Source organism: Streptomyces sp. NPDC048297 (assembly GCF_043201585.1).
In the GTDB taxonomy this organism is placed as follows: Bacteria; Actinomycetota; Actinomycetes; order Streptomycetales; family Streptomycetaceae; genus Streptomyces.
On record NZ_JBICZA010000009.1, the window covers coordinates 224,646 to 236,599 of the forward strand.

The following is an 11,954-nucleotide window of genomic DNA, read 5'->3' on the forward strand; positions in this document are numbered from 1 at the left end:
GTTGGCGTCGTACTTATTGGAGTTAACGCCCTGGAGTGGGGTGACGCCCCGTTCAGTGACCCGACTGAGACGTAGTCGACACCTGTTCATCGCGGATCGTGATGTTTCGTTCACGTGGCGAAACGAGCGGGACGTAATGTGACCGTAACCGCACGTTCCGTGTCAGTTCTCGTACTCGTCGTCCGTTCCCGTACTTGCCGTCAATTCTCGTACTCGTCGTGGAACCGGAGGCGGTCGCTGCCGTACGGGCGCCGGCCGAGCGCGGTCAGGTCCAGCAGCCCGGCGACGGTGCCGAGGCCGTCCAGCCCGTCGTCGTACACCGAGTAGGTGTGGAAGACCTGGTCGCGCTCGCGGAGGAAGCAGCTGAGTCCGGGGCGCTCGACCTGCTCCCCGTCCCGCTCCACGGTGGCCTCGAAGTCGCGGTTGAAGTCGCCGTGGCAGGAGGAGTACCAGGGCACGGTCCAGCCCATGCGCGCCTTGAACGGCAGGATCCGGGTGAACGGTGCCTGCGAGACGGCCGCGAAGGCGGTGTTGCGGGCACGCAGATGGGCCAGGTGGCCGACCTGGTCGAGGAAGGCCGAGCAGCAGGGGCAGCCGGCCACCCACTGCGGCGCGAACATGAAGTGGTGGACGATCAGCTGGGCCCGGCCCTCGAAGAGGTCGAGGAGGGTGGCCTTGCCGTCGCCGCCCTCGAAGATGTACTCGGGGTCGACCTCCACCATGGGCAACTGCCGCCGGTCGGCGCTGAGCACCTCCTGCGCCCGGCTGACCGCCTCCTCCTTGCGCAGTAACTTCTCGCGCGCCGCCCGCCACTGCTCACGCGAGACGATCTCCGGAAGCGACATGGGCCCTCCTGTCCTACGGTCCGTTCTGGGTGCTGACCGCCGGGGCGGGCGAAACTCATCGCCGCGCGCCGAGAATTTTTTCCAGGTTCTCCGGAGGATCGCCCGCAGGGCCCGTACCGGAGTGGTGTCGGGCCAGGCGAACTTGAGGCAGCCGCGGGGCGCGGTCGCCACTGCGGTACGGCCGCCCGTACGGGCGGCGTGATCGTTCCGCGACCGATCAGGCGACGCCACGTGGGCCCCCGGAGAGCGAATCTCTTTCGGTCACGGCTCTCGCGCCGGAAAATGGGATGCGGTCGTTCGCGAGGAGCCGGATGATCACGTGGGGGACTGGGCCCGTGCGGGCGGGTGGGCCGGGCAGGTGGTCACCCGGGCAGGAGAACGGCCAGGTCCCGACGACATGGGGAGGTTCCTGCAGTGTGTGTGATGCCGGAGTGGAAGGGCGGCCGGTGACGGCCCCCGCCGTGCTGCGCCGGGCGGCCGGCCCGGATGCCGCCGCTGTCGCCGATGTCTGGCTGCGGTCGTTCACCGCCGCACTGCCGACGGTCGTCCGGCCGCGCACCGACGACGAGGTGCGCGCGTACATCCGGGACGTCGTGGTGCCGGCGCGGGAGACGTGGGTCGCGCAGGCGGACGGCGGCGTCGTGGGCATGATGGTGCTCGCCGGGGATCTGCTGTCGCAGCTCTATCTGCACCCTGAGTGGAGGGGGCGCGGTATCGGTGACCGGTTCGTCGCGCTGGCCAAGGAGCGCAGTCCCGGTGGGCTGAACCTGTGGACCTTCCAGGTCAACAAGCCCGCCCACCGGTTCTACGAGCGCCACGGATTCGTCGCCGCCGAGCACACGGACGGCAGCGGGAACGAGGAGCGGGAGCCGGACGTGCGGTACGTGTGGCGGCCTTGAGACGGCAGGGCATCAAGGTCGTAGGGCCTTGAGACGGCGGGACCTCAAGGCCGTACGGCTGCCTTGAGACGGCGGGACCTCAAGGCCGTACGGCTGCCTTGAGACGGCGGGACCTCAAGGCCGTACGGCTGCCTTGAGACCGCTGGGCCTCTGGACCGTGCGGCCTTGAGAGCGCGGGGCCCCGGGACCGTACGGGGCGAGGTCCCGCGGGGCGCGGCTCACCCCGCCGGTCTCCCCCACGTCCGCGTCTTCGGCAGCGGCTTCGCGTACCCGCCCGCGCGGCTCGTCTTCAGCCCCAGCGCGACCAGGGACTCCGCGAGTTTCACGGCCGCGCCGACCCCGTCGACGACCGGGAGCCCGAGCTTCTGACCCACCGCCTGCTGCAGTCCCGTCATCCCCGCGCAGCCCAGCACCAGGACCTCGGCGCCGGCCTCGCGGGCTCGTTCGGCGGCGGAGAGGAAGGCGGCCTCGGTGCGTGCCGGGTCGTCGGCGAGGTCGAGGACGCCAAGACCGGTGCCGGTGACGACGGCGCAGTTGCGGGCCACGCCGGCGGTCTCCAGGCTGTCCTCGATCTGGCCGCACGACCGGTCGAGGGTGGTGACGACGCCGTAGCGCCGTCCGAGGAGGCAGGCGAGGTGGGCGGCGGCCTCGGTGATGTCGACCACGGGCACGTCGACCAACTCCCGTACGCCTTCTCGTCCGTGCTCGCCGAAGCCGGCCATGACGACGGCATCGTACGGCGGCCCGTCGTAGGTGCGCAGAGTGTCGAGGACGGCGGCCGCGGAGAGGTAGCTGTCGAGCCACCCCTCGGCCGACGCCGGGCCCCAGGCGGGGGTGAGTCCGGCCACGGTGGTGCCCGGAGCGGCGGCGGCCCGCGCACCACGGAGGATCTCCTCGGTCATCTCCCGCGTGGTGTTGCAGTTGGTGACGACGATCCGCACGTCCGTCAGACCTCCGTCCCTGCCGTACGGGCCCGCTCGTCGCGGCACAGCACCAGGTACAGCCCGGCGGCCATCGCCGTGCCGATGAACCAGGAGTACGGCGCCACGTCGCTGAACGTCTTCACCAGCGCCAGCACCGCGGCGACCCCGGCGGAGGGCAGGAACGCCCACAACGCCTTGGGGTTGACGCCCTTGGTGTAGTGGTAGCGGGCGCCGGGGCCGGCGTCGAAGAGTTCGTCCACGTTCACCTTGCCTCGCTTGATCGCGTAGTAGTCGACCATGATCACGCCGAACAGCGGGCCCAGGAAGGCGCCGAGGCCGCCGAGGAAGTAGTTGACCACCGTCGGGTTGGAGAAGAGGTTCCACGGGGTGACGACCAGCGCGGCGACCGTGCTGATCATGCCGCCGACCTTGAAGGTGATCTTCTGCGGCCAGACGTTGGCCAGGTCGTACGCCGGTGAGACGAAGTTGGCGACGATGTTGACGCCCATTGTGGCGACGGCGAACGTCAGCGCGGCGACCACCAGCACCCAGGTGTTGCCGACCTTGGCGACCAGTTCGGCCGGGTCGGTGATGGCCTCACCGAAGACCTTCAGCGAGCCGGCCGTGACGATGACGGAGACGACGACGAAGGCGGTCGAGTTGATGGGCAGGCCCCAGAAGTTGCCGCGCCGCACGGACTTGTAGTCGGGCGCGAAGCGGGAGAAGTCGCAGAAGTTGAGCATCAGGGTGCCGTAGGTGGCGATGATCAGGCCGATCGCGCCGAACCACTGCCGCCACTGCTCACCGGTGGAGACCGGGTGCGGGGTGGAGGTGAGGGAGATGCTCCAGTGGGCCTTGGCCAGGACCCAGATGGCCAGCGCGATCATCACGAGCCAGATCGCGGGGCCGCAGAAGTCCTGGAACTTGCGCACCGATTCCATGCCCCGGCTGATGATCAGCGCCTGGATCACCCAGAGGGAGAGGAAGGAGATCCAGCCGAGGGAGTCCAGGCCGAGGAAGGAGTTGTGCGTCATCGACTCCAGGCCGGGCCAGGCCGCCAGCAGCATCACGTTGACGGCGACGGAGGCCAGGTAGGTCTGGATGCCGTACCACATGATGGCGATCACGGCCCTGATCAGCGCCGGGATGTTGGCACCCCAGATACCGAAGCTGATGCGGCTGACGACGGGGAAGGGCACGCCGTGGCGCTGACCGATCCGGCCCATCCAGTTCATGCCGATGAAGATCACCACGAAGCCGGCCAGCAGGGAGGTGAAGATCTGCCAGACGTTCATGCCGAGGACGAACAGGCCTGCGGCGAAGGTGTAGTTGCCGAGGTTGTGGACGTCGGACATCCACATGGCGAACAGGTCGAAGACCTTCCAGTTCCGCTCCTTGGCGGGGGCGAGGTCCTCGTTGGTGAGGCGCGGGTCGGGGACGAACTCTGTGACACCTGCGGCTTCGGCGCGGTCGGCTAGAGACACGGGGAGCCTCCCTGAGCGTAGGGACGGGGGGACGGCGGCCGTTTGTTTGGTATACCAAACTGCTTCATCCTCCCGCCGTCAAGAGCCTGGACCGATGTCGTCGCGGTTACTTCCCCGTAAAAGCACGCCCGGTTCGGCGAAGATGAACCTCATGAGCCCCACGACGAGCCCATCGACGGCCAAGTCCGAACCCCTCGGCGCAGTGCGCGAGCGTGTCCTGGCCACCCTGCGGCAGGACATCATCGCGGGCCGCCTCGGCCCTGGTGAACGGCTCGTCGAGCGGGAACTGGCCGAGCGGTTCAATGTCTCCCGAGTGCCGGTGCGGGAGGCGATCCGCGCCCTCGTCACCGAGGGCTTCGTCCTCTTCGAGTCGGCGCGCCGCACGGTCGTGCGCCGGCTGACCCCGGCCGACGTCAAGGAACTCTTCGAGCTGCGCGAGGCGTTGGAGGTCTACGCGTCCGGACTGGCCGCGAGCCGGGCGACACCCGAGGACCTGGCGGAGCTGCGCGGGCTGCTGGACGAGGCGGCGACGGCGACGAAGGCCGGCGAGGCCGAGGCGATCACGGACATCAACACCCGCTTCCACAACCGCATCCTGGCCATGGCCGGCAACAGCCTGCTCGCCTCGGTCATGGAACCCGTCGACGGCCGCCTGCGCTGGCTCACCCGGCAGAACGAGGAGTGGCCCCAACTCCTCACCGAGCACCGCGACTTGTACGACGCCATCGCCTCCGGCGACCCGGACCGCGCCCGCGACCACACGCTGGAGCACGTACGCGCCAACTATCGCTCGACGGTTCGCCACCTGTTCGGTGAGGACGCCGAGGCCCTCTGAAGGCTCTGCCCCGGCTACGGCAGCAGGCCGGCCGCGTGTGCCGCCGTGCGCAGGACGTCGCGCAGCATCTCGGGGGTGAGCCGGCCGGTGAAGGTGTTGCGCTGGCTGACGTGGAAGCAGCCGAACAGGTCCAGCCCGGCGGGACCCTCAGGGGCCTCAGGGGCATCTGGACCACCTGAGAGGGTGACGCGCGCGCCGTGGGCGAAGGCCGGGCGGGGGCGGGGCACGGCCCAGCCCGCCTCAGCGAACGCGGGCAGCGCCGCCTGCCAGCCGAAGGCGCCGAGGACCACGGCGGCCCTGAGCGTCGGACGCAGCAACTCCAGTTCCCGCACCAGCCAGGAGCGGCAGGTGTCGCGTTCGCCCGGGGTGGGCTTGTTGGCGGGCGGAGCGCAGTGCACGGGCGCGGTGACCCGCACGCCGTACAGTTCCAGGCCGTCGTCGGCGCTGACGGAGGTGGGCCGCGAGGCCAGCCCCACGTCGTACAGCGCCTGGTAGAGCACGTCTCCGGAACGGTCGCCGGTGAACATGCGGCCCGTGCGGTTGCCTCCGTGCGCGGCCGGGGCCAGCCCGATGATCAGCAGCCGGGCATCGGTCGGCCCGAAGCCGGGCACCGGCCGCCCCCAGTACGTCCAGTCGGAGAACGCGGCCCGCTTGGTCCGGGCCACCTCCTCCCGCCACTCGACGAGGCGGGGGCAGGCCCGGCATCCCGCGATACTCCGGTCGAGCCGCGCCAGGGCACTGCTGTCGTCCATACGGCCACGGTATGCCCGCTCGGAGAGGCGAGCGGGCGGGAAACGGACGGGAAAAACGCGTCCGGATCCACCGCCCCGGCGCGTTAGGGTCGGCGGTATGGCTGTGGCTCCCGAAGACGCTGACGAGAACGTGAACCGTGACACCGACGGCCCGGACGACACCGCCGCCGCCCCGGACGCCGAGGGCTCCGGAGCCGCCGACGCCCAGCCCGACACCCAGCCCGACGCCCAGTCGGTCGACCCGAAGATCGCCGCGGCGGTGGCCGCTGCCGAGGCCGCCGGCGCGGCGGCCGGTGAGACGGTGCGGATCGACAGCTGGATCTGGGCCGTCCGCCTGGTCAAGACCCGTTCCCTGGGCGCCACCGCCTGCCGGGGCGGCCACGTCCACGTCAACGGCGAGCGGGTGAAGGCCGCCCACTCCCTGCACATCGGCGACGAGGTGCGCCTCAGGCACGAGGGCCGGGAACGGATCGTGATCGTCAAGCGCCTGATCCGCAAGCGGGTCGGCGCCCCGGTCGCCGCCCAGTGCTACATCGACAACTCCCCTCCGCCCCCGCCCCGTGAGGCCACGGCCCCCGCCGGCCTCCGCGACCGCGGCACCGGCCGCCCCACCAAACGGGACCGCCGCGAGCTGGAACGCCTGCGTGGCCTCGGCGCTCCGGGCACACCGGGTGGCCGGAGCGGCCCGGGTGCGCTGGGTGGCCGAGGCGGTCCGGGTGCACCGAGTGACCGAGGTGGCCGGGGTGCACCGGGCGGCCGAGGCCGTCAGGGCAACCCTGGCGATCCGGGCAGCTCCGCTAGGTAACCCGGGGAGCCCCAGGAGCCCCGGCAATCTCCGTAGATCCTGCGGCTTCGGCAGGCCGACCGGGCGCCCCCGAGGACACTGGCCCACCTACGACGGCACGCCCCCCGAAGGCGCGGCCCCGCCCCGAGCCAATGCCCACGAGCAACAGCCACCGGCACCGGCAAGCCAGCCCTGCCGACACCCACACCCACACCCACACCCACACCCACACGAGCAACGCCGACCGAGCCCCCGCGCCCGGCCGACGTCACCCGCGGTGCCCCGCGGAGCTCACGCCCCGTGTCCCCCGCCCCGCACCAGACGCAGCAGGTCGGCGTTGTGGCCGCGGCGGGCCCAGGCGATCAGGGTGAGCGGCACCATGAGGATCAGCGGGGTCGCGGCGTTCTGGCCGTCGAAGGCGGTGAGCTGGACGATGAACGCGCCCACCATGAGCGCGCTCAGCGCCAGCGCCGACACCGACTGGAGGACCGGCACCAACAGCGCGATCGCGCCGGCCAGTTCGAGCGCGCCTATGGTGTACATGCCCGCGCTGCCCCAGCCCATCTTGTCGAAGGACTCGACCGCCGACGGATGCGCGATGAGCTTGGGCAGCGCGCTCGCGATCCCGAAGAACAGGGCGAGCAGCACCTGCACCGTGCGCAGCGCGATCCGGGCGACGCGGCCGCGGGTCGACGGGGAGGTCGTGCCCGCGCCCGCGCGGGAGGCTGCGGCGGTGGTGACGGGGGTGGAGGCGGTGGTCTCGGACATGAGGTTCCTTAAGAAGGTCGGGCGGTCCGGGAGGAAGCGGTCCCGGTTGCTTTCACCGTGATAGACCGGCCGGACCCCGAGAACTCATCGCGTTCACGCCATCGGAATCGCCCTCACCCAGATCCCGTCCGGTGTCAGATACGTGTCCACCTCAAGTCCCGCCTCCGCGAGTGCCTCCTCGAACTGTTCCTTCGTCAGTGGCCGGCTCCGGAACGTCTGGGTCCAGACCGCGTCCGGGAACACGTACTCGGCCCGCACCGAGTTCACCCCGTCACCGACCGGCTCCGAGGACGCGATCCGGACGGTGAAGCCGCCCGGGTCGACCCGCTCTCTGGGTACCTCCGCGTGGTAGTCCGCTCCCTCCCGCTGGATGAGCACGCAGCCGCCCTTCGCCACGTGCCGGGCGCAGGTGCGCAGCATGCCCCGGCGCACCTCGACGTCGCCGCTGTGGACGAGGAACGACGCCAGCATGACGACGTCGAACCGCTCGCCCAGGTCCAGGTCCTCGATGGGGCCGCATATCGTGCGCGCCCCGCGGACGCGGGCGAGCATCTGCGCGGACTCGTCGACCGCCGTGACCGTGAAGCCGCGCTCCAGCAGAGGATGGGTCACCCGGCCCACTCCGCTGCCCAGTTCCAGGATGTGTGCCCCGACGGGCACGGCCGCGGCGATGACGTCCGGCTCGTCCCACACCGGAAGGCGTGTGTACAGCTCGACCGCGCAGCCGTCCGGGGTGATCGCCCCGGGGCCCTTTCCCTCGTATCCCTCACGCATTTCGACCGTCATGCCCGAACAACGGACCGCCTCCGCACGGCCGTTCCCATCCGCCCCCGGTTCATTCGTTCGAGCTAATCGGCCCGGAACGGGAACCATCCATGGAGCGGGAACCATCCATGGAGCGGGAACCAGCCGTGGAGTGGGCACCATCCGTGGAGTGGGCACCATCCGGGGAGCGGAACCACTCGTGGAGCGGGAACCAGCCGTGCCCGATGTACCAGTGTCCGCCGGCCCGCAGATGGTCACCGACGGCCCGCTCCACCGTCGTGCGCCGCGGGAGCTCCGCGACGGGCAGGTCGGGGTCCCCGAAGACGAACTGGACGGGTTCGGTGTCGGCGGGCTCGGTCTCCTCACGGACGACGCGGAACCGCTCCTGGAACCGGACGATGTTGGACCGCGCCGCCAGGTACCGCTTCAACTGCGCGTCGAGCAGCCAGGAGTGGCACATGGCGGCCACCGGCCGCTCCTGCGGGAAGTGCGCGGTGAAGAACTGCCGGGCCAGTTCCAGCGACCGGTCGCAGGCGGAGGGTGTCAGCGGTCCGTGGAAGTCGGGGATGTGCAGGTTCAGGCAGGGCGTGCCGGGTGTCGCGTGCAGGCCGGCGGCGCGCATCGCCGCGGACGAGCGCTGCCCGAGCCGCGCACGCTCGAACTGCAGCCGCCCCAGTTGGTACAGCTCACCGCGGAAGTGATGGGCGAGCCAGCGCCACGACTGCACCCCCGCCCTGCCGTGCCGCCGGCGGTGCACCGCCAGCTGCCGCCCCAGGTCGGCGAGGGTGCGCCGGGAGATCTCGGAGGGGATACCGCGTTCCCGGTGCCGCGCGCGGGTGTGCGGGAGCACGGCGAGGAAGACGAACACGGCGAAGGTGTGCTCCAGCGCGGCGGGCACCGAGGCGAGCCGTGCGTCGAGGTCAGGTGTACGGCCCGGCTCGTCCGGGTCCCGCAGCACTTCCTCGGCGCACTCGGCGAGGAGCCTGAGCAGGCCCGGGTCCCCGGCCACCGTGCGCCGCAGCGCGACCAGCTCGTTGATGTCCTCGTGCGGTACGGCCAGGTCGAGGAGCAGTTCGGGCAGGTCGTCGGCGTCCGGCAGCACGGCGCATCCCCCTTCGGCGCACGTTGTTGGTGAGCGTCCCCGACGAAGAGTACGTTGCAAGGAGGAGCGGAGATCCGATGCGTACGGGTAGTGAGCCGGCGACCGCGCGCAGTGCACTGCGGGCGCGGTTGTGGCTGAGCGTCTGGGGCGTGGTCTGGGCGATTTTCGGCACGGCCGCCTTCGCGCTCGTCGGACGCCCCGGCTGGGCGGCCGCCTGCGGCGTGCTGTGGCTGGTGGCCACGATCGACATGGCCATGGTCCTGCGGCACATCCGGCAGGGCCCGCACTACCAGCCGGGCCGGAACGTACCGCCGTACCCACCGCCGGACGGTCCGCCCTTCCCCCGGACCCCACGGCCGCCGCGGCACCGCCACCCCTGATTCAGGAGCCAACCCCTGATTCAGGAGCCGCTCAGGAGTCACTCAGAAGACGCTCACGAGTCGAACCGGGCCGCCTTCAGGTACTCCGGGTTGGGGTCGAGCGCGGCGGCCAGCCGGAAGTGGCGTCTCGCCTGACCGGTCCGGCCCTGACGCTCGTAGGTGCGGGCGAGCGCGAAGTGCGCGAACGCGTTGTCCGGCTCGCGCTCCAGCACGATCGTGAACTCGAGTTCGGCGGGCCGCAGTTGGGCCGCCGCGAAGAAGGCGCGCGCACGGAGCAGACGGGCCGCGGTGTTCTCGGGGTGGACGGCGATGACCTCGTCGAGCAGCTTCACCGCACCCCGCGGGTCCCGCGCGTTGAGCAGTTGCTCGGCTGCGCGGAAGTCGATGACGTCGGTCTCCGGAGTGCGGCCGGTCGAACCGCTGGTCTCGGGCACGGCAAAGTCCTTCCCTCACTGCGCCGGTTCAACGCCATGACGGGGCACGCTATTCCGTATGACGGGGCGCGCTGTCGCGCGCCTGCCGTACGAGGTCGTCCCACACCTCTGCGACGCGCTTCTTCAGCTCGTCCAGGGGTACGTCGTTGTCGATCACGATGTCGGCGATCTGCCGGCGCTGCTCGCGGGTCGCCTGTGCGGCCATCCGCGCACGGGCGTCGTCCTCGGTCATGCCTCGCAGCCGGATCAACCGGTCGAGCTGGGTCTCGGGGCTCGCGTCGACGACGATCACCAGGTCGTACAGCGAGGAGAGACCGTTCTCGGTGAGGAGGGGGACGTCGTGGATCACGACGGCGCCGGGGGCGGCGGCGCGCTCCAGTTCGCGGGAGCGGGCGCCCACCAGGGGATGCACGATCGAGTTGAGGACGGCGAGTCTGCCGGGGTCGGCGAACACGATGGAGCCGAGGCGGGGGCGGTCCAGGCTGCCGTCGGCGGTGAGGATCTCCTCGCCGAAGGCCTCGACCACCGCGGCGAGACCGGGAGTTCCGGGCGCCACGACCTCCCGCGCGATGCGGTCCGCGTCGATCAGCACGGCCCCGTGCTCCACGAGCAGCCGCGACACCTCGCTCTTGCCGGCGCCGATGCCACCGGTCAGGCCCACTTTCAACATGAGCGGAAGCTTAGGCCCTGCCACTGACAGGGCCACCCCTGACGCCGTACCGGGAGCGGCCCTCGCGCTCCCGCCCTCGCGCTCCCGCCCTCGCGCTCCCTCGCTCAGTTCTCGGCCCCCTCGCTCAGTTCTCGCCCTCTCGCTCCGCCAGGAAGCGTTCGAACTCGCGCCCGATCTCGTCGGCGGACGGGATGTCGACCGGCTCGGCGAGCATGTTGCCCCGGGTCTCGGCGCCCGCGGCGGCGTCGTACTGGTGCTCCAGGCCCTGGACGAGCGCGGTGAGCTCCTCGTCGCCCTCCCGGATCTGCCGGTCGATCTCCGTCTGCGTGCGGTGCGCGTCCGTCCGCAGGGTGTGCGCGATGCCGGGGAGGACCAGTCCGGTGGCGGCCGTGATGGCCTCCAGGACGGTCAGCGCCGCGTCCGGGTACGCCGAACGGGCGATGTAGTGGGGCACGTGCGCGGCGACGCCCAGGACGTCGTGGCCGGCCTCGATGAGGCGGTATTCGAGGAGCGAGGCGGCGCTGCCGGGGACCTGTGCCTCGTCGAAGGGGCTGCGGCTGCCCGGGACGAGGTCGGTGCGGTTGCCGTGCGGGGTGAGGCCCACGGGGCGGGTGTGCGGGACGCCCATGGGGATGCCGTGGAAGTTCACGGACAGGCGGACACCGAGCCGCTCCACGATCTGCTGCACGGCTGCCGCGAAGCGCTCCCACTCCACATCCGGTTCGGGCCCGGACAGCAGCAGGAAGGGGGCGCCGGTGGTGTCCTGGACGAGGCGGACCTCGATGGAGGGCATCTCGTAGTCGGTCCAGTGGTCCCGCTTGAAGGTCAGCAGCGGGCGGCGGGCCCGGTAGTCGACGAGCCGGTCGTGGTCGAACCGGGCCACGACCTGGTGGGGCAGTGCGTCGAGGAGCCGTTCGACGATCTGGTCGCCGGTCTCCCCCGCGTCGATGTATCCGTCGAAGTGGTAGAGCATGACAAGTCCGGCCGACTCCTGGGCGAGCGCCATGTCGACGGCGGCGAGGCCCTTCGGCTCCCATGCGTACAAACCCTGCGGATCAAGCACTGTGACCGCTCCTCCTCGTGTCCGTCATCGACAACACGCCCTGGCGAGAGGGCATTCCCACGACACGCCACTGATCACGATCTCCACCGGTCACTTCTCAACGCTGATCACGATCTCCCCCGGCCACTTCTCGACGAGGGGCACGCCGACCCCCAGGGGCGCGGGGAACTGCGCGACCAGCCCCCACGAACCTGCACCCGAAGATCGACGCCCCCGGACATCCCGGACACGCCGAAGGGGCCGCACCTCG

General features: G+C 71.0%; 14 protein-coding genes. 4 read left to right on the forward strand and 10 right to left on the reverse strand.

What is annotated here, in order from left to right:
• Positions 1–200: 200 nt before the first annotated feature.
• Positions 201–845 (reverse strand): DUF899 domain-containing protein, encoded by a 645-nt coding sequence (locus ACGFYV_RS12950; RefSeq protein ID WP_393878408.1) that lies wholly within the window; start codon positions 843–845, stop codon positions 201–203.
• Between the two features lie 446 nt (positions 846–1,291).
• Between ACGFYV_RS12950 and ACGFYV_RS12955 the strand changes: the two genes are divergently transcribed.
• A complete protein-coding gene (locus tag ACGFYV_RS12955; RefSeq protein WP_393878409.1) occupies positions 1,292–1,744 on the forward strand; it encodes a GNAT family N-acetyltransferase in 453 nt (150 codons plus the stop codon).
• Positions 1,745–1,962: 218 nt separating this feature from the next.
• Here the strand turns inward: ACGFYV_RS12955 and ACGFYV_RS12960 are convergent, their stop codons facing one another.
• Positions 1,963–2,685: an aspartate/glutamate racemase family protein gene (locus tag ACGFYV_RS12960; RefSeq protein ID WP_393878410.1), complete on the reverse strand. Its 723-nt coding sequence runs from the start codon at positions 2,683–2,685 to the stop codon at positions 1,963–1,965.
• Positions 2,686–2,690: 5 nt separating this feature from the next.
• The gene (locus tag ACGFYV_RS12965) at positions 2,691–4,151 is read right to left on the reverse strand and encodes an NCS1 family nucleobase:cation symporter-1 (protein WP_393878411.1); all 1,461 of its coding nucleotides are present in this window, start codon (positions 4,149–4,151) and stop codon (positions 2,691–2,693) included.
• A gap of 151 nt (positions 4,152–4,302) precedes the next feature.
• Between ACGFYV_RS12965 and ACGFYV_RS12970 the strand changes: the two genes are divergently transcribed.
• Positions 4,303–4,986, forward strand: a complete 684-nt coding sequence (locus tag ACGFYV_RS12970; RefSeq protein ID WP_393878412.1) for a GntR family transcriptional regulator — start codon at positions 4,303–4,305, stop codon at positions 4,984–4,986.
• Between the two features lie 14 nt (positions 4,987–5,000).
• Here ACGFYV_RS12970 and ACGFYV_RS12975 read toward each other — a convergent pair whose 3' ends face one another.
• On the reverse strand, positions 5,001–5,738 hold the full coding sequence (locus ACGFYV_RS12975; protein WP_393878413.1) for a uracil-DNA glycosylase: 738 nt from the start codon (positions 5,736–5,738) through the stop codon (positions 5,001–5,003).
• Positions 5,739–5,835: 97 nt separating this feature from the next.
• Here ACGFYV_RS12975 and ACGFYV_RS12980 point away from each other — a divergent pair, with 97 nt between their 5' ends.
• Positions 5,836–6,543: an RNA-binding S4 domain-containing protein gene (locus ACGFYV_RS12980; RefSeq protein ID WP_393878414.1), complete on the forward strand. Its 708-nt coding sequence runs from the start codon at positions 5,836–5,838 to the stop codon at positions 6,541–6,543.
• A gap of 270 nt (positions 6,544–6,813) precedes the next feature.
• Here the strand turns inward: ACGFYV_RS12980 and ACGFYV_RS12985 are convergent, their stop codons facing one another.
• From ACGFYV_RS12985 to ACGFYV_RS12995, 3 genes are all read right to left on the reverse strand, one after another.
• Positions 6,814–7,290: a DoxX family protein gene (locus ACGFYV_RS12985; RefSeq protein ID WP_393878415.1), complete on the reverse strand. Its 477-nt coding sequence runs from the start codon at positions 7,288–7,290 to the stop codon at positions 6,814–6,816.
• 93 nt (positions 7,291–7,383) lie between these two features.
• Positions 7,384–8,076 (reverse strand): class I SAM-dependent methyltransferase, encoded by a 693-nt coding sequence (locus tag ACGFYV_RS12990; RefSeq protein WP_393878416.1) that lies wholly within the window; start codon positions 8,074–8,076, stop codon positions 7,384–7,386.
• 49 nt (positions 8,077–8,125) lie between these two features.
• Positions 8,126–9,157 (reverse strand): acyltransferase domain-containing protein, encoded by a 1,032-nt coding sequence (locus ACGFYV_RS12995; RefSeq protein ID WP_393878417.1) that lies wholly within the window; start codon positions 9,155–9,157, stop codon positions 8,126–8,128.
• Positions 9,158–9,234: 77 nt separating this feature from the next.
• Between ACGFYV_RS12995 and ACGFYV_RS13000 the strand changes: the two genes are divergently transcribed.
• On the forward strand, positions 9,235–9,537 hold the full coding sequence (locus ACGFYV_RS13000) for a DUF6343 family protein (RefSeq protein WP_393878418.1): 303 nt from the start codon (positions 9,235–9,237) through the stop codon (positions 9,535–9,537).
• A gap of 53 nt (positions 9,538–9,590) precedes the next feature.
• Here ACGFYV_RS13000 and ACGFYV_RS13005 read toward each other — a convergent pair whose 3' ends face one another.
• The 3 genes from ACGFYV_RS13005 to ACGFYV_RS13015 all read right to left on the reverse strand — a co-directional run bounded on the left by ACGFYV_RS13005 (position 9,591) and on the right by ACGFYV_RS13015 (position 11,704).
• Complete coding sequence (locus ACGFYV_RS13005) at positions 9,591–9,971, reverse strand: tetratricopeptide repeat protein (protein ID WP_393878419.1); 381 nt, start codon at positions 9,969–9,971, stop codon at positions 9,591–9,593.
• Positions 9,972–10,020: 49 nt separating this feature from the next.
• Entirely contained in the window at positions 10,021–10,641 is a 621-nt protein-coding gene (gene coaE / locus ACGFYV_RS13010) for a dephospho-CoA kinase (protein ID WP_393878420.1), read from the reverse strand.
• Between the two features lie 124 nt (positions 10,642–10,765).
• Complete coding sequence (locus ACGFYV_RS13015) at positions 10,766–11,704, reverse strand: PAC2 family protein (protein WP_393878421.1); 939 nt, start codon at positions 11,702–11,704, stop codon at positions 10,766–10,768.
• Positions 11,705–11,954: the final 250 nt, after the last annotated feature.